General features: G+C 50.6%; 16 protein-coding genes. 14 read left to right on the forward strand and 2 right to left on the reverse strand.

Annotation, left to right across the window (positions count from 1 at the left end; all coding sequences use genetic code 11):
• Window positions 1-58: 58 nt before the first annotated feature.
• From astC to ves, 7 genes are all read left to right on the forward strand, one after another.
• Entirely contained in the window at window positions 59-1,279 is a 1,221-nt protein-coding gene (astC, locus tag ACJHYR_RS00075) for a succinylornithine/acetylornithine transaminase (protein WP_072837390.1), read from the forward strand.
• Entirely contained in the window at window positions 1,276-2,310 is a 1,035-nt protein-coding gene (astA, locus tag ACJHYR_RS00080; protein WP_000989419.1) for an arginine N-succinyltransferase, read from the forward strand. The genes astC and astA overlap by 4 nt, the downstream gene beginning before the upstream one ends.
• Complete coding sequence (astD, locus tag ACJHYR_RS00085) at window positions 2,307-3,785, forward strand: succinylglutamate-semialdehyde dehydrogenase (RefSeq protein ID WP_000177304.1); 1,479 nt, start codon at window positions 2,307-2,309, stop codon at window positions 3,783-3,785. Before astA ends, astD begins: the two co-directional genes overlap by 4 nt.
• On the forward strand, window positions 3,782-5,125 hold the full coding sequence (astB, locus tag ACJHYR_RS00090; RefSeq protein WP_000994950.1) for an N-succinylarginine dihydrolase: 1,344 nt from the start codon (window positions 3,782-3,784) through the stop codon (window positions 5,123-5,125). The genes astD and astB overlap by 4 nt, the downstream gene beginning before the upstream one ends.
• Window positions 5,118-6,086: a succinylglutamate desuccinylase gene (astE, locus tag ACJHYR_RS00095; RefSeq protein ID WP_000368500.1), complete on the forward strand. Its 969-nt coding sequence runs from the start codon at window positions 5,118-5,120 to the stop codon at window positions 6,084-6,086. Before astB ends, astE begins: the two co-directional genes overlap by 8 nt.
• A 329-nt stretch (window positions 6,087-6,415) precedes the next feature.
• Window positions 6,416-6,901 carry an ATP-independent periplasmic protein-refolding chaperone Spy gene (gene spy, locus ACJHYR_RS00100; protein WP_059328059.1) on the forward strand — a complete coding sequence of 162 codons (486 nt, stop codon included), beginning with the start codon at window positions 6,416-6,418 and terminating at the stop codon, window positions 6,899-6,901.
• Between the two features lie 202 nt (window positions 6,902-7,103).
• Window positions 7,104-7,679, forward strand: coding sequence for an environmental stress-induced protein Ves (ves, locus tag ACJHYR_RS00105; RefSeq protein WP_000455601.1), 576 nt, complete (start codon window positions 7,104-7,106; stop codon window positions 7,677-7,679).
• On the opposite strand, the gene cho is transcribed toward ves, so the two are convergent.
• A complete protein-coding gene (cho, locus tag ACJHYR_RS00110) occupies window positions 7,639-8,526 on the reverse strand; it encodes an excinuclease Cho (RefSeq protein WP_000252367.1) in 888 nt (295 codons plus the stop codon). The genes ves and cho overlap by 41 nt on opposite strands.
• A gap of 229 nt (window positions 8,527-8,755) precedes the next feature.
• The gene (gene nadE / locus ACJHYR_RS00115) at window positions 8,756-9,583 is read right to left on the reverse strand and encodes an ammonia-dependent NAD(+) synthetase (RefSeq protein ID WP_000175035.1); all 828 of its coding nucleotides are present in this window, start codon (window positions 9,581-9,583) and stop codon (window positions 8,756-8,758) included.
• A 201-nt stretch (window positions 9,584-9,784) separates the two neighbouring features.
• Between nadE and osmE the strand changes: the two genes are divergently transcribed.
• From osmE to chbG, 7 genes are all read left to right on the forward strand, one after another.
• The gene (osmE, locus tag ACJHYR_RS00120) at window positions 9,785-10,123 is read left to right on the forward strand and encodes an osmotically-inducible lipoprotein OsmE (RefSeq protein ID WP_001039044.1); all 339 of its coding nucleotides are present in this window, start codon (window positions 9,785-9,787) and stop codon (window positions 10,121-10,123) included.
• Window positions 10,124-10,421: 298 nt separating this feature from the next.
• On the forward strand, window positions 10,422-10,742 hold the full coding sequence (gene chbB / locus ACJHYR_RS00125) for a PTS N,N'-diacetylchitobiose transporter subunit IIB (protein WP_000412169.1): 321 nt from the start codon (window positions 10,422-10,424) through the stop codon (window positions 10,740-10,742).
• An 84-nt stretch (window positions 10,743-10,826) separates the two neighbouring features.
• On the forward strand, window positions 10,827-12,185 hold the full coding sequence (gene chbC, locus ACJHYR_RS00130; protein ID WP_000073041.1) for a PTS N,N'-diacetylchitobiose transporter subunit IIC: 1,359 nt from the start codon (window positions 10,827-10,829) through the stop codon (window positions 12,183-12,185).
• 50 nt (window positions 12,186-12,235) lie between these two features.
• Complete coding sequence (gene chbA / locus ACJHYR_RS00135) at window positions 12,236-12,586, forward strand: PTS N,N'-diacetylchitobiose transporter subunit IIA (RefSeq protein ID WP_000968919.1); 351 nt, start codon at window positions 12,236-12,238, stop codon at window positions 12,584-12,586.
• A gap of 7 nt (window positions 12,587-12,593) precedes the next feature.
• Complete coding sequence (chbR, locus tag ACJHYR_RS00140; protein ID WP_000983653.1) at window positions 12,594-13,436, forward strand: transcriptional regulator ChbR; 843 nt, start codon at window positions 12,594-12,596, stop codon at window positions 13,434-13,436.
• A gap of 103 nt (window positions 13,437-13,539) precedes the next feature.
• Entirely contained in the window at window positions 13,540-14,892 is a 1,353-nt protein-coding gene (gene celF, locus ACJHYR_RS00145; RefSeq protein WP_059328060.1) for a 6-phospho-beta-glucosidase, read from the forward strand.
• Window positions 14,893-14,904: 12 nt separating this feature from the next.
• A complete protein-coding gene (chbG, locus tag ACJHYR_RS00150; RefSeq protein WP_024041938.1) occupies window positions 14,905-15,654 on the forward strand; it encodes a chitin disaccharide deacetylase in 750 nt (249 codons plus the stop codon).
• Window positions 15,655-15,691 lie beyond the last annotated feature (37 nt).

A 15,691-nucleotide genomic window follows, 5' to 3' on the forward strand; every position in this document is an offset into this window, starting at 1 on the left:
CGCAAACATTACTTATTATTAACATATAAATAACGAATTATTTACTGTAGAGGTCGCTATGTCTCAGCCAATTACGCGTGAAAACTTTGATGAATGGATGATACCTGTTTACGCTCCGGCACCGTTTATACCGGTACGTGGCGAAGGTTCGCGCTTGTGGGATCAGCAGGGGAAAGAGTATATCGACTTCGCGGGTGGCATTGCGGTGAACGCGCTGGGCCATGCGCACCCGGAACTGCGTGAGGCGCTGAACGAACAGGCGAGTAAGTTCTGGCATACCGGCAACGGTTACACCAACGAGCCGGTACTGCGACTGGCGAAAAAATTGATCGACGCCACGTTTGCCGATCGCGTCTTCTTTTGTAACTCCGGTGCGGAAGCCAATGAAGCGGCGCTAAAACTGGCGCGTAAATTCGCTCACGACCGCTACGGCAGCCATAAGAGCGGTATCGTGGCGTTTAAAAATGCGTTTCATGGTCGCACGCTGTTTACCGTCAGTGCGGGCGGTCAGCCAGCCTATTCACAGGATTTTGCGCCACTGCCGCCGGATATTCGTCATGCCGCATATAACGATATTAACTCTGCCAGCGCGCTGATTGACGACTCTACCTGTGCGGTGATTGTCGAACCCATCCAGGGGGAAGGCGGTGTGGTGCCAGCCAGCAACGCGTTTTTACATGGTCTGCGTGAATTGTGTGACCGCCACAATGCATTGCTGATTTTTGATGAAGTACAAACTGGCGTCGGGCGCACCGGGGAACTGTATGCCTATATGCACTACGGTGTGACGCCTGATCTGTTAACTACCGCGAAAGCGCTGGGCGGCGGTTTCCCGGTCGGTGCGTTGTTGGCAACCGAAGAGTGCGCCAGCGTGATGACCGTTGGCACTCATGGCACCACCTATGGCGGTAATCCGCTGGCCTCGGCGGTGGCAGACAAAGTGCTGGATCTCATTAACACGCCAGAGATGCTTAACGGGGTTAAGCAGCGTCACGACTGGTTTGTTGAGCGTCTTAATACAGTTAATCACCGCTACGGTTTGTTCAGTGAAGTTCGCGGCTTAGGTTTGTTGATTGGTTGCGTGTTGAATACCGATTACGCCGGGCAAGCGAAACAGATCTCTCAGGAAGCGGCGAAAGCAGGCGTGATGGTACTGATTGCGGGTGGCAACGTGGTGCGTTTTGCGCCTGCGCTCAATGTCAGCGAAGAAGAGGTGACGACCGGACTGGATCGCTTTGCAGCTGCTTGCGACCACTTTGTTAGCCGAGGTTCATCATGATGGTCATCCGTCCCGTTGAGCGCTCAGATGTCTCGGCGCTGATGCAGCTTGCCAGCAAAACGGGCGGCGGCCTGACGTCGCTTCCCGCCAATGAAGCCACGCTTTCGGCGCGTATCGAAAGGGCAATCAAAACCTGGCAAGGCGAACTGCCCAAAAGTGAGCAGGGCTATGTGTTCGTGCTGGAAGATAGCGAGACAGGCACAGTGGCGGGGATTTGTGCCATTGAGGTGGCAGTTGGGCTGAACGATCCCTGGTACAACTATCGCGTCGGCACGTTGGTTCACGCCTCAAAAGAGCTGAATGTCTATAACGCGCTGCCGACGCTGTTTCTCAGTAACGATCACACCGGCAGCAGCGAGTTGTGCACGCTGTTTCTCGACCCGGACTGGCGCAAAGAGGGCAACGGCTATTTGCTGTCGAAATCGCGCTTTATGTTTATGGCGGCTTTTCGCGACAAGTTTAATGACAAAGTGGTTGCCGAAATGCGCGGGGTGATTGACGAACACGGCTATTCACCGTTCTGGCAAAGCCTCGGTAAACGCTTCTTTTCGATGGATTTTAGCCGCGCCGATTTTCTCTGCGGCACCGGGCAAAAGGCGTTTATTGCAGAACTGATGCCGAAACATCCGATCTATACCCACTTTTTATCCCAGGAAGCCCAGGACGTCATCGGTCAGGTACATCCGCAAACCGCGCCTGCCCGTGCGGTGCTGGAGAAAGAAGGTTTTCGCTACCGTAACTATATCGACATCTTTGACGGCGGGCCGACGCTTGAGTGTGACATCGACCGCGTGCGTGCCATCCGTAAAAGTCGGCTGGTGGAAGTGGCAGAAGGGCAGCCTGCGCAGGGCGATTTCCCGGCCTGCCTGGTCGCCAATGAAAATTATCACCATTTCCGCGTGGTGCTGGTGCGTACCGATCCAGCGACCGAGCGTTTGATTTTAACCGCCGCACAACTGGATGCCCTCAAATGCCACGCAGGGGATCGCGTTCGTCTGGTGCGCCTGTGCGCAGAGGAGAAAACAGCATGACTTTATGGATCAACGGTGACTGGGTGACGGGCCAGGGCGCATTGCGTGTGAAGCGTAATCCGGTATCGGGCGAGGTGTTATGGCAGGGCAATGATGCCGATGCCGCTCAGGTTGAGCAGGCTTGTCGGGCTGCCCGTGCGGCGTTTCCGCGCTGGGCGCGTCTCTCATTTGCTGAACGTCTGGCAGTTGTCGAACGCTTTGCCGCACTGCTGGAAAGCAATAAAGGCGAATTAACCGCGATTATTGCCAGAGAAACCGGTAAGCCGCGCTGGGAAGCGGCAACCGAAGTGATGGCGATGATCAATAAAATCGCCATCTCAATTAAGGCGTATCATGTTCGTACCGGCGAGCAGCGTAGCGAAATGCCGGACGGCGCGGCGAGCCTGCGCCATCGCCCGCACGGCGTGCTGGCGGTGTTTGGGCCGTATAATTTCCCTGGTCATTTGCCGAACGGACATATCGTTCCGGCATTGCTGGCAGGTAACACCATTATCTTTAAACCCAGCGAACTGACACCGTGGAGTGGCGAAGCGGTAATGCGTTTATGGCAGCAGGCTGGCTTGCCGCCGGGCGTGCTGAACCTGGTGCAGGGCGGGCGTGAAACGGGTCAGGCGCTGAGTGCGCTGGAGGATCTCGACGGCTTGCTGTTTACCGGTAGCGCCAATACTGGCTACCAGTTGCATCGTCAGCTTTCCGGTCAGCCGGAGAAAATTCTCGCCCTCGAAATGGGCGGCAATAACCCGCTGATTATCGATGAGGTGGCGGATATCGACGCGGCTGTCCATCTGACCATTCAGTCGGCGTTTGTCACAGCCGGGCAACGCTGCACCTGCGCCCGCCGTTTATTGTTGAAAAGTGGAGCGCAGGGCGATGCATTTCTTGCCCGCCTGGTTGCCGTCAGCCAGCGATTAACGCCGGGCAACTGGGATGACGAACCGCAGCCGTTTATTGGCGGGCTGATTTCTGAACAGGCCGCACAGCAGGTGGTTACTGCCTGGCAGCAACTGGAAGCGATGGGCGGACGAACCCTGCTTGCGCCGCGCTTATTACAAGCAGGGACATCGTTGCTGACGCCGGGGATCATTGAAATGACAGGCGTTGCTGGCGTACCAGATGAAGAGGTGTTCGGACCGTTATTGCGCGTCTGGCGTTATGATACTTTCGATGAAGCGATTCGAATGGCGAATAACACTCGCTTCGGACTCTCTTGCGGACTGGTTTCCCCCGAGCGGGAAAAATTCGATCAACTGTTGCTGGAGGCGCGGGCGGGGATTGTTAACTGGAACAAACCGCTTACCGGCGCTGCCAGTACCGCGCCATTCGGCGGCATTGGCGCTTCCGGTAACCATCGCCCCAGCGCCTGGTATGCCGCAGATTACTGCGCCTGGCCGATGGCGAGTCTGGAGTCGGACTCGTTAACATTGCCCGCCACGCTTAACCCTGGGCTGGATTTTTCCGATGAGGTGGTGCGATGAACGCCTGGGAAATCAATTTCGACGGGCTGGTAGGGCTGACGCATCATTACGCGGGCCTGTCGTTTGGTAATGAAGCCTCCACCAGTCACCGTTTTCAGGTCTCTAACCCGCGACTGGCGGCGAAGCAGGGCTTACTGAAAATGAAAGCCCTTGCCGACGCGGGATTCCCCCAGGCGGTGATCCCGCCGCACGAGCGTCCGTTTATTCCGGTGCTGCGTCAGTTGGGTTTCAGCGGCAGCGATGAGCAGGTACTGGAAAAGGTTGCCCGCCAGGCACCGCACTGGCTTTCCAGCGTCAGCTCCGCTTCGCCAATGTGGGTAGCCAATGCGGCAACGATCGCGCCATCTGCCGATACGCTGGATGGCAAAGTGCATCTCACCGTTGCCAACCTGAACAATAAATTTCACCGTTCGCTGGAAGCCCCCGTCACCGAATCGCTGTTAAAAGCGATTTTTAACGATGAAGAAAAATTCACCGTCCATTCGGCGTTGCCGCAGGTAGCCTTGCTCGGTGATGAGGGAGCGGCAAACCACAATCGTCTCGGCGGTCATTATGGCGAACCAGGTATGCAGCTTTTTGTCTACGGGCGAGAAGAAGGCAATGATACCCGGCCTTCCCGTTATCCGGCGCGGCAGACTCGCGAAGCCAGCGAGGCGGTGGCAAGGCTGAATCAGGTGAATCCCCAACAGGTGATTTTCGCCCAGCAAAACCCGGACGTTATCGACCAGGGCGTTTTTCATAATGACGTGATTGCCGTGAGTAACCGCCAGGTGCTGTTTTGTCATCAACAGGCGTTCGCTCGACAGGTGCAGTTACTGGCAAACCTGCGTGCGCGGGTGAACGGTTTTATGGCGATAGAAGTTCCGGCGACTCAGGTTTCCGTGTCAGATGCGGTGTCTACATATCTGTTTAACAGCCAACTGCTGAGCCGCGATGATGGTTCCATGATGTTGGTGCTGCCTCAGGAGTGTCGGGAACACGCCGGAGTATGGGGTTATCTCAATGAACTCCTTGCCGCTGACAACCCGATTAGCGAACTAAAAGTCTTTGATTTACGTGAAAGCATGGCGAATGGCGGCGGCCCGGCGTGCCTGCGGTTGCGGGTGGTATTGACAGAAGAAGAACGCCGGGCGGTGAATCCGGCGGTGATGATGAACGATACGCTGTTTAATGCGCTAAATGACTGGGTGGATCGTTACTACCGCGATCGTCTTACTGCTGCCGATCTTGCCGACCCGCAATTGCTGCGCGAAGGGCGGGAAGCACTGGATGTATTGAGCCAATTACTGAATCTCGGTTCGGTTTATCCGTTCCAGCGCGAGGGAGGGGGCAATGGATAATTTTCTTGCTCTGACCTTAACGGGTAAAAAACCGGTTATCACCGAGCGAGAAATCAACGGCGTTCGCTGGCGCTGGCTGGGCGATGGTGTGCTGGAACTGACGCCATTAACGCCACCGCAAGGCGCACTGGTGATTTCAGCGGGAATACACGGTAATGAGACGGCACCTGTGGAGATGCTGGACGCGTTGCTTGGCGCGATATCTCACGGCGAGATCCCGTTACGTTGGCGGTTGCTGGTGATCCTCGGGAATCCTCCTGCGCTGAAGCAAGGGAAACGTTATTGCCATAGCGATATGAACCGAATGTTTGGCGGTCGTTGGCAGCTATTTGCTGAAAGCGGGGAAACCTGTCGCGCGCGCGAACTGGAACAGTGCCTGGAAGATTTTTATGACCAGGGCAAAGAATCTGTGCGCTGGCACCTTGATCTCCATACCGCAATTCGTGGCTCCTTGCATCCGCAGTTCGGTGTATTACCGCAACGCGACATTCCCTGGGACGAGAAATTTCTGACGTGGCTGGGTGCGGCGGGTCTGGAGGCACTGGTGTTCCATCAGGAGCCTGGTGGTACGTTTACTCATTTCAGCGCCAGACATTTTGGCGCGCTGGCCTGTACGCTGGAACTCGGCAAAGCGTTGCCCTTTGGACAAAACGATCTTCGCCAGTTTGCAGTCACTGCCAGCGCAATTGCTGCGCTGCTATCTGGTGATAGTGTCGGTATTGTGAGAACGCCGCCACTCCGTTATCGGGTGGTTTCGCAAATTACTCGCCACTCGCCGTCCTTCGAAATGCATATGGCAAGTGACACGCTGAATTTTATGCCGTTTGAGAAAGGAACATTACTGGCGCAGGACGGGGAGGAACGTTTTACCGTAACCCATGATGTAGAGTATGTGTTATTCCCTAATCCGTTGGTAGCGTTGGGATTACGCGCGGGATTAATGCTCGAAAAAATAAGCTAATACTTACCCGCAGAAATCATTCTGCGGGTATTAAGTTACTTTCTTATAAATTAATACAGATTAATCCTGGTTATTTGCTTTATTTATCACCAGTCATCCGGTATAGTTCTTCATAATCTCTGCAAAATCATCGTGTTGTAATATTTTCTCATCACTCTCCATCAAATTTTCTTTTTTTCTCCATAATTGGCGCAAAAGTGTTTTTTACACTTTCATTGTTTTACCGTTGCTCTGATTAATTGACGCTAAAGTCAGTAAAGTTAATCTCGTCAACACGGCACGCTTCTTAAGAAAGCCGTAATAAATAACTGAAAGGAAGGATATAGAATATGCGTAAATTAACTGCACTGTTTGTTGCCTCTACCCTGGCTCTTGGCGCGGCTAACCTGGCCCATGCCGCAGACACCACTACCGCAGCACCGGCTGACGCGAAGCCGATGATGCACCACAAAGGCAAGTTCGGTCCGCATCAGGACATGATGTTCAAAGACCTGAACCTGACCGACGCGCAGAAACAGCAGATCCGCGAAATCATGAAAGGCCAGCGTGACCAGATGAAATGTCCGCCGCTGGAAGAACGCCGCGCAATGCATGACATCATTGCCAGCGATACCTTCGATAAAGCAAAAGCTGAAGCGCAGATCGCAAAAATGGAAGAACAGCGCAAAGCTAACATGCTGGCGCACATGGAAACCCAGAACAAGATTTACAACATCCTGACGCCGGAACAGAAAAAGCAATTTAATGCTAATTTTGAGAAGCGTCTGACAGAACGTCCAGCGGCAAAAGGTAAAATGCCTGCAATTGCTGAATAATCTTTCAGCCAAAAAACGTAAGACCGCCGGTCTTGTCCACTACCTTGCAGTAATGCGGTGGACAGGATCGGCGGTTTTCTTTTTTGTTCTCAAACAGATGCAAAAAAAGCCTGATCGCCACTAACGTAAATCACCCGAGTTGCCGATAACCATCCACGGTTACCTGAACGATAACAATGAAAAGAACGGGCCGGGAGCGAGTATGGAATACTTTGATATGCGTAAAATGTCGGTGAATCTGTGGCGAAATGCTGCCGGTGAAACGCGCGAAATTTGCACTTTCCCACCGGCAAAACGTGATTTTTACTGGCGTGCCAGCATTGCATCCATCGCGGCGAATGGGGAGTTTTCTTTGTTTCCAGGTATGGAAAGGATAGTGACGTTGCTGGAAGGCGGCGAGATGTTCCTTGAAAGCGCAGACCGCTTTAACCATACCTTAAAACCGTTACAGCCTTTTGCCTTTGCGGCGGACCAGGTGGTTAAAGCGAAACTGACGGCAGGGCAGATGTCGATGGATTTCAACATCATGACACGCCTGGATGTCTGTAAGGCGAAAGTCAGAATTGCCGAACGTACGTTTACTACCTTTGGCTCACGCGGCGGGGTAGTGTTTGTGATTAACGGGGCGTGGCAACTGGGCGATAAACTGCTCACTACCGACCAGGGCGCGTGCTGGTTCGATGGCAGGCACACCCTGCGGCTTTTACAACCGCAAGGTAAACTGTTGTTCAGTGAAATCAACTGGCTTGCTGGTCATTCGCCGGATCAAGTTCAGTAATTTCATAGTTACCGGAAAGCAGCGGCTTACAAAGAATTTTATAACCGTCGTGATCAAACCCGGCGGGTGTCCGAATTAACGTTGTCGCTTCTTCCAGCGAATTAACTGCCCCCAGCCACAGCCAGTTTTGAATAATATGATATTGAGTCATTTCCGGGTGCTGTTCTTTCAGCGCCACCGCACCATTCCACGGCCAACAAACTACTCGCAAACGTTCCAGAGACTGGCGCAAACGTAGCGCATGTTCCTCATGGCTCTCTTTACCGCAACACGCCCCAGCGCAACGTTTTAATGCAGAACGAAAACAAGCACGCCCGCGGCTTAACGGTTCCAGTCCCAGCAGGCCATAGCAAAGTTTTTGTTCATCAGCGATGGTCTGCAATGCTTGCAAAGCTGCTCGCCTATTGGCAAACAGGCCAAACAGGTTGGGGGCTCGTGAAAAATCCACCTCTTTGGCATACACCACATCGACGCGCTTTTCATTTAATTGCAGGGCACAGAGCTGGCGATTGCGGCGCAACCGTTTATTAAACAGCGGCTGTTGTTCTTTGATTAATCGCGCTTCAAGGAGCAGAGCGCCGATTTCGCCTGCGGTGCAGATCCAGCTAATTCGCCGGGATTGCCGTAGCATGGCGGCTTCATCCGGGGTACGTAAATGAGAAAGGACGCGGCTGCGGATGTTAATGCTTTTGCCGATATAGAGCGGCATGGTGTCACTTTCGCCATGAAACAGATACACCCCTGGTCGGGTGGGTAAGTCATTAAGGAATGAACGTAAATGTTCGGGATATTCATAAATTGCCGCAGCTTCAAATTCGAGCCGCGGAGAAGTTAAACGCCGTACCACTGTTGACTCCGAATGCTGGTTATCTATCCAGTGTAACAGGCGGGGAGCGATTAAAAAAGAGGCGGGTTGATGACAAAGGTTACACCGTCTGACGTGCTACGCCTGTCAGGCCTATTCGACTCATGCAATATATTGAATTTGCATAGTTTTGTGGGGCGAATAAGGCGTTCACGCCGCATCCGGCGTGAACAAAGTACTCTTTTTCGCACAAACCAATATGTGCAAATTATTACTTTTTCCAGAAATCATCGAAAACGGTAATTGGCGGACGGCGTTTATGTTCGGTTTTCAGATACCAGTTCTCTATTGTTCTGGCGACCTGTTCAGGTAGGTTTTTCCCTTCCAGATAGTCGTCGATATTGTCATAGGTCACGCCGAGTGCCACTTCATCTGGCAGAGAAGGGCGATCATCTTCCAGATCGGCCGTTGGGGCTTTCTTATAAAGGTGTTCCGGGCAACCTAATGCCGCCAGTAACTGTTTACCCTGGCGTTTGTTGAGACGATACAGCGGATTAATGTCCGTACCGCCGTCACCATATTTAGTGAAGAATCCGGTAATGGCTTCTGCTGCATGATCGGTGCCCACCACGACACCGCTGGTCATGCCCGCAATGCTATATTGTGCTTTCATCCGCTCACGCGCTTTTTCATTGCCACGAACAAAATCGCTCAGTTCAATGCCCGCTTCGCGCAGCGCCTGTTCGCTGGCCAATACCGCGCCCTTGATATTAACGGTTAATACGCGATCCGGTTGAATAAAGGCAATGGCATCCTGGCAATCTTGTTCGTCAGCCTGAACACCATAGGGCAGGCGTACGGCAATAAATTGCAGTGATTCGTTGCCGGTCTCCTGGCGCAGCTCATTAATCGCCATCTGGCACAGCTTACCGGCAAGCGTGGAGTCCTGACCGCCGCTGATCCCTAGCACCAGTGATTTAATGAACGGATAAGTTTGCAGGTAGCTTTTCAGAAAATCGACACTACGACGAATTTCCTCTTCAGCATTAATCTGCGGTTTTGCGCCCAGCGCCTTTATTATTTGTTGTTGCAATGTCATTGAACCCCTCCAGACAGAAAAGACAAAACTTCCTTAAAGCTAACCCGTTGCTACTGAAACGACAAGCGACAGCGGGCTGAATGGTGGTTAAAACGTCATACAGGAATCCTCTGAAAGCGGAGCCGTTTCGTTCACGGGCTTGAAAAAGCGCCCAATGTATTCCAGGCTTATCTAACACGCTGATAAACAAGAGGACGGAATATGAACAAGAATATGGCAGGAATTCTGAGTGCAGCGGCGGTATTAACCATGCTGGCGGGTTGTACGGCTTATGATCGTACCAAAGACCAGTTTGTACAGCCTGTGGTGAAAGACGTCAAAAAAGGCATGAGCCGGGCGCAGGTTGCACAAATTGCGGGTAAACCTTCGTCTGAAGTGAGCATGATCCATGCTCGTGGTACTTGCCAGACCTACATCCTGGGTCAACGTGATGGTAAAGCAGAAACCTACTTTGTCGCGTTAGATGATACCGGACATGTCATCAACTCCGGTTATCAGACCTGTGCTGAATACGACACTGATCCACAGGCTGCGAAGTAATCACTTCGTCTGAAAGCTTGAGTAACAACGGAAACCGGCCATTGCGCCGGTTTTTTTTGGTCTGAGTTCTTAATTATCTTCGCGAATTATTTGCCCGAAATGTGAAGAGGGTCATAACCGCAGGTCAAGGAGAGACAATTTATAAGGTCAAAGAAATACTATTGCTCAGGTCTATACCGTATACTCCTTTCAGCCACAAAAAAAGTCATGTTGGTTTCGCAAGTTACCCAGAGCATGGAAGCAGGTTAAGGCTTGCGGAGTGTCTGGCTGACAGATAATCGTCGATGAGGGCAGTTTTATGGAAAAGAAACACATTTATCTGTTTTGTTCTGCGGGCATGTCTACCTCTTTACTGGTATCAAAAATGCGCGCACAGGCAGAAAAATATGAAGTTCCGGTCATTATTGAAGCATTTCCGGAAACACTGGCTGGTGAAAAAGGTCAGAATGCCGATGTCGTGTTATTAGGGCCGCAGATTGCTTATATGTTGCCCGAAATCCAGCGTTTGTTACCCAACAAACCGGTTGAAGTAATTGACTCGCTGCTTTATGGCAAAGTCGATGGTTTAGGCGTGCTTAAGGCTGCGGTTGCAGCGATTAAAAAAGCCGCAGCAAATTAATTTATTTTAAATTTTCCCGTCAAAGAGTTATTTCATAAATCAATACCGCAATATTTAAATTGCGGTTTTTAAGGGTATTTTTCTATGAGTAATGTTATTGCATCGCTTGAAAAGGTACTCCTCCCTTTTGCAGTTAAAATAGGAAAGCAGCCACACGTTAATGCAATCAAAAATGGCTTTATTCGCTTAATGCCGTTAACCCTTGCGGGGGCCATGTTTGTATTAATTAACAACGTTTTTCTAAGCTTTGGGGAGGGGTCGTTTTTTTATTCCTTAGGTATTCGCCTGGATGCCTCAACCATTGAAACACTTAATGGTCTGAAAGGTATTGGCGGCAACGTATATAACGGAACATTAGGGATAATGTCTTTAATGGCACCGTTCTTTATTGGCATGGCGCTGGCAGAAGAGCGTAAAGTCGATGCGCTGGCGGCCGGGTTGTTATCCGTTGCAGCATTTATGACCGTCACCCCATATAGTGTCGGTGAGGCCTATGCGGTTGGCGCAAACTGGTTAGGTGGGGCGAATATCATCTCCGGGATTATTATTGGCCTGGTGGTGGCAGAAATGTTTACCTTTATTGTCCGCCGCAATTGGGTCATTAAATTGCCCGATAGCGTACCTGCTTCAGTATCGCGTTCCTTCTCGGCTTTAATTCCCGGCTTTATTATTCTTTCCGTGATGGGGATTATTGCCTGGGCGTTGAATACCTGGGGCACCAACTTCCATCAGATCATTATGGATACCATCTCAACCCCACTGGCATCGTTGGGTAGCGTGGTGGGCTGGGCCTATGTGATCTTTGTTCCACTGCTCTGGTTCTTCGGTATTCATGGTGCGCTGGCGCTGACCGCACTGGACAACGGCATTATGACGCCTTGGGCGCTGGAAAATATCGCGACCTATCAGCAATATGGTTCCGTCGAAGCGGCGCTGGCAGCCGGTAAGACCTTCCATATCTGGGCCAAGCCGATGCTGGACTCCTTTATTTTCCTCGGTGGCAGTGGTGCGACTTTAGGCCTGATCCTGGCTATCTTTATCGCCTCTCGCCGTGCTGATTATCGTCAGGTGGCAAAACTGGCGCTGCCGTCCGGCATCTTCCAGATTAACGAACCGATTCTGTTTGGTCTGCCAATTATCATGAACCCGGTGATGTTTATCCCGTTTGTACTGGTACAACCGATTCTGGCGGCAATCACCCTCGCAGCGTACTACATGGGCATTATTCCTCCGGTGACCAATATTGCACCGTGGACCATGCCAACCGGTCTGGGAGCCTTCTTTAACACCAACGGTAGCGTCGCCGCATTGCTGGTCGCACTCTTCAACCTTGGTATCGCAACGTTAATTTATCTGCCCTTTGTTGTGGTCGCTAACAAAGCACAAAACGCGATTGATAAAGAAGAGAGCGAAGAAGATATCGCTAACGCCCTGAAATTTTAATCGATGCCGGTACGGGTAATCGTGCCGGTAAGAAAAGAGAGGAACGATGTATGATGGATCTCGATAACATTCCCGATACGCAAACAGAAGCTGAAGAGCTGGAAGAAGTGGTGATGGGGCTTATCATCAACTCCGGACAAGCGCGCAGCTTGGCGTATGCGGCACTGAAACAGGCGAAGCAGGGCGATTTTGCCGCAGCAAAAGCGATGATGGATCAGTCGCGGATGGCATTGAATGAAGCGCATCTGGTACAGACGAAACTGATTGAAGGCGATGCGGGCGAAGGTAAGATGAAAGTGAGTCTGGTGCTGGTCCACGCTCAGGATCATTTAATGACGTCCATGCTTGCGCGTGAACTGATTACTGAATTAATTGAGCTTCATGAAAAACTGAAGGCATAAGGAGTCGATGATGCAGCCAGTGATTAACGCGCCGGAAATTGCCACTGCCCGAGAACAGCAGTTGTTTAATGGCAAAAACTTCCATGTGTTTATCTACAACAAAACTGAGAGTATCAGCGGACTGCATCAGCACGACTATTATGAATTTACTCTGGTATTAACCGGGCGTTATTTCCAGGAGATTAACGGTAAGCGCGTGTTACTGGAACGGGGCGATTTTGTTTTTATTCCGTTAGGTTCGCACCATCAAAGTTTTTATGAGTTTGGTGCCACGCGCATATTGAACGTTGGGATCAGTAAACGCTTTTTTGAGCAGCATTACCTGCCGTTGTTGCCTTATTGCTTTGTTGCTTCGCAGGTATACCGGACCAATAACGCTTTTCTCACCTATGTGGAAACAGTGATTTCTTCATTGAATTTCCGCGAAACAGGGCTGGAAGAGTTTGTTGAGATGGTTACTTTTTATGTCATTAACCGTTTACGTCATTACCGCGAAGAACAGGTGATTGATGATGTACCGCAGTGGCTGAAAAGTACGGTAGAAAAGATGCATGATAAAGAGCAGTTTAGTGAATCGGCGCTGGAGAATATGGTGACGTTGTCAGCCAAATCACAGGAATATTTGACGCGAGCGACTCAACGATATTATGGCAAAACGCCAATGCAGATTATTAATGAAATCCGTATTAATTTTGCCAAAAAACAACTGGAAATGACCAACTATTCAGTGACGGATATTGCGTTTGAGGCCGGTTATAGTAGCCCGAGTTTGTTTATTAAAACGTTTAAGAAATTAACGTCCTTTACGCCTAAGAGCTATCGTAAGAAATTGACTGAATTTAATCAGTAAGTCGTTATACCTGACAATTCACATATCTGTCCTGTTGCTGGATTATTTATGTCCGGGGGGCAGATATGCCAGATATCAGTATTCTGTACTGAAGGGAGAAATTATGAGCCAGAAATTAAAAGTCGTCACTATTGGTGGCGGGAGCAGCTATACCCCGGAATTACTGGAAGGATTTATTAAGCGTTATCACGAATTGCCGGTCAGCGAATTATGGCTGGTGGATGTCGAAGGTGGTAAAGCTAAACTGGATATTATTTTTGATCTCTGCCAACGGATGATTGATAACGCTGGCGTCCCGATGAAGCTTTATAAAACGCTGGATCGCCGCGAAGCATTGAAAGATGCTGATTTCGTTACTACCCAACTGCGCGTAGGCCAATTACCGGCGCGCGAACTGGATGAACGTATTCCATTAAGTCATGGTTATCTTGGTCAGGAAACTAACGGCGCGGGCGGTCTGTTTAAAGGTCTGCGTACCATTCCGGTGATTTTTGATATCGTAAAAGATGTCGAAGAACTTTGTCCGAATGCATGGGTGATTAACTTCACTAACCCGGCGGGAATGGTCACTGAAGCCGTTTATCGTCATACCGGATTTAAACGCTTTATCGGCGTGTGTAATATTCCGATCGGCATGAAGATGTTTATTCGCGATGTTCTGATGCTGAAAGACAGCGATGATTTATCTATCGATCTGTTCGGCCTCAACCATATGGTGTTCATTAAAGATGTGCTGGTAAATGGCAAATCACGCTTTGTCGAATTGCTTGATGGTGTGGCATCCGGGCAGTTAAAAGCATCTGGCGTTAAAAATATTTTCGATCTGCCATTTAGCGAAGGCTTAATTCGTTCTCTGAATCTGTTGCCGTGTTCTTATTTGCTTTATTACTTCAAGCAAAAAGAGATGCTGGCTATTGAAATGGGCGAATACTACAAAGGCGGCGCACGAGCACAGGTAGTACAGAAAGTCGAGAAACAACTTTTTGAGCTGTATAAAAACCCGGAGTTGAAAGTTAAGCCGAAAGAACTGGAACAGCGCGGTGGGGCTTATTACTCTGATGCAGCGTGCGAAGTGATCAACGCTATCTACAACGACAAGCAAGCTGAACATTACGTTAATATCCCGCATCATGGGCATATTGATAATATTCCGGCAGACTGGGCGGTAGAAATGACCTGTACGCTGGGGCGCGATGGCGCGACGCCACATCCGCGCATTACGCATTTCGATGATAAAGTGATGGGGCTGATTCACACCATTAAAGGCTTCGAGATTGCTGCCAGCAACGCTGCACTTAGCGGAGAATTTAACGATGTGTTACTGGCGCTAAACCTTAGTCCGTTGGTGCATTCCGATCGCGATGCTGAGCTGCTGGCACGCGAGATGATTCTGGCGCACGAGAAATGGCTGCCAAATTTTGCCGACTGCATCGCTGAGCTTAAAAAAGCACATTAACCGAGGCTGATTATGGAACGCTTATTGATTGTTAATGCCGATGATTTTGGCTTAAGCAAAGGTCAGAACTACGGCATTATCGAGGCCTGTCGCAATGGGATTGTCACATCGACGACGGCGCTGGTGAATGGGCAGGCTATTGACCATGCGGTGCAGTTGAGTCGTGATGAACCGAGTCTGGCCATAGGGATGCACTTTGTCCTTACTATGGGCAAGCCTCTGACAGCTATGCCGGGGTTAACCCGCGATGGTGTGCTGGGAAAATGGATCTGGCAGTTGGCAGAAGAAGATGCTTTACCGCTGGAAGAAATTACTCAGGAGCTCGCCAGTCAGTATTTGCGTTTCATTGAGCTATTTGGACGCAAACCTACGCATCTTGATAGCCATCATCATGTGCATATGTTCCCGCAGATTTTCCCGATTGTTGCCAGGTTTGCGGCTGAAGAGGGCATTGCGTTGCGGGCGGATCGTCAGATGGTGTTTGATTTGCCGGTCAACCTGCGCACTACCCAGGGATTCAGCAGTGCATTCTACGGTGAAGAGATCAGTGAGTCGCTGTTCCTGCAAGTGCTTGATGACTCCAGTCATAGCGGCGAGCGCTCTCTGGAAGTGATGTGCCACCCGGCGTTTATCGATAATACGATTCGCCAGAGTGCTTATTGCTTACCTCGGTTAACGGAACTGGATGTGCTGACTTCAGCGTCGTTGAAATATGCGATTGCTGAGCGTGGTTATCGGTTGGGTAGTTATCTTGATGTGTAAGTAAGGTGGTAAGGTCACTCCCCAGGGGGCGTGACCT

The organism is Escherichia sp. WS1450, from assembly GCF_046487395.1.
Taxonomy (GTDB): domain Bacteria; phylum Pseudomonadota; class Gammaproteobacteria; order Enterobacterales; family Enterobacteriaceae; genus Escherichia; species Escherichia coli.

What these genes read in the sequence shown, in the direction of transcription:
- astA (WP_000989419.1), top strand. Translation starts at nt 1,276, where the DNA reads ATGATGGTCATCCGTCCCGTTGAGCGCTCAGATGTCTCGGCGCTGATG.
- astC (WP_072837390.1), top strand. Translation starts at nt 59, where the DNA reads ATGTCTCAGCCAATTACGCGTGAAAACTTTGATGAATGGATGATACCT.
- chbB (WP_000412169.1), top strand. Translation starts at nt 10,422, where the DNA reads ATGGAAAAGAAACACATTTATCTGTTTTGTTCTGCGGGCATGTCTACC.
- ves (WP_000455601.1), top strand. Translation starts at nt 7,104, where the DNA reads ATGGAATACTTTGATATGCGTAAAATGTCGGTGAATCTGTGGCGAAAT.
- spy (WP_059328059.1), top strand. Translation starts at nt 6,416, where the DNA reads ATGCGTAAATTAACTGCACTGTTTGTTGCCTCTACCCTGGCTCTTGGC.
- chbR (WP_000983653.1), top strand. Translation starts at nt 12,594, where the DNA reads ATGATGCAGCCAGTGATTAACGCGCCGGAAATTGCCACTGCCCGAGAA.
- astD (WP_000177304.1), top strand. Translation starts at nt 2,307, where the DNA reads ATGACTTTATGGATCAACGGTGACTGGGTGACGGGCCAGGGCGCATTG.
- chbC (WP_000073041.1), top strand. Translation starts at nt 10,827, where the DNA reads ATGAGTAATGTTATTGCATCGCTTGAAAAGGTACTCCTCCCTTTTGCA.
- astE (WP_000368500.1), top strand. Translation starts at nt 5,118, where the DNA reads ATGGATAATTTTCTTGCTCTGACCTTAACGGGTAAAAAACCGGTTATC.
- astB (WP_000994950.1), top strand. Translation starts at nt 3,782, where the DNA reads ATGAACGCCTGGGAAATCAATTTCGACGGGCTGGTAGGGCTGACGCAT.
- chbG (WP_024041938.1), top strand. Translation starts at nt 14,905, where the DNA reads ATGGAACGCTTATTGATTGTTAATGCCGATGATTTTGGCTTAAGCAAA.
- celF (WP_059328060.1), top strand. Translation starts at nt 13,540, where the DNA reads ATGAGCCAGAAATTAAAAGTCGTCACTATTGGTGGCGGGAGCAGCTAT.
- nadE (WP_000175035.1), bottom strand. Translation starts at nt 9,583, where the DNA reads ATGACATTGCAACAACAAATAATAAAGGCGCTGGGCGCAAAACCGCAG.
- chbA (WP_000968919.1), top strand. Translation starts at nt 12,236, where the DNA reads ATGATGGATCTCGATAACATTCCCGATACGCAAACAGAAGCTGAAGAG.
- osmE (WP_001039044.1), top strand. Translation starts at nt 9,785, where the DNA reads ATGAACAAGAATATGGCAGGAATTCTGAGTGCAGCGGCGGTATTAACC.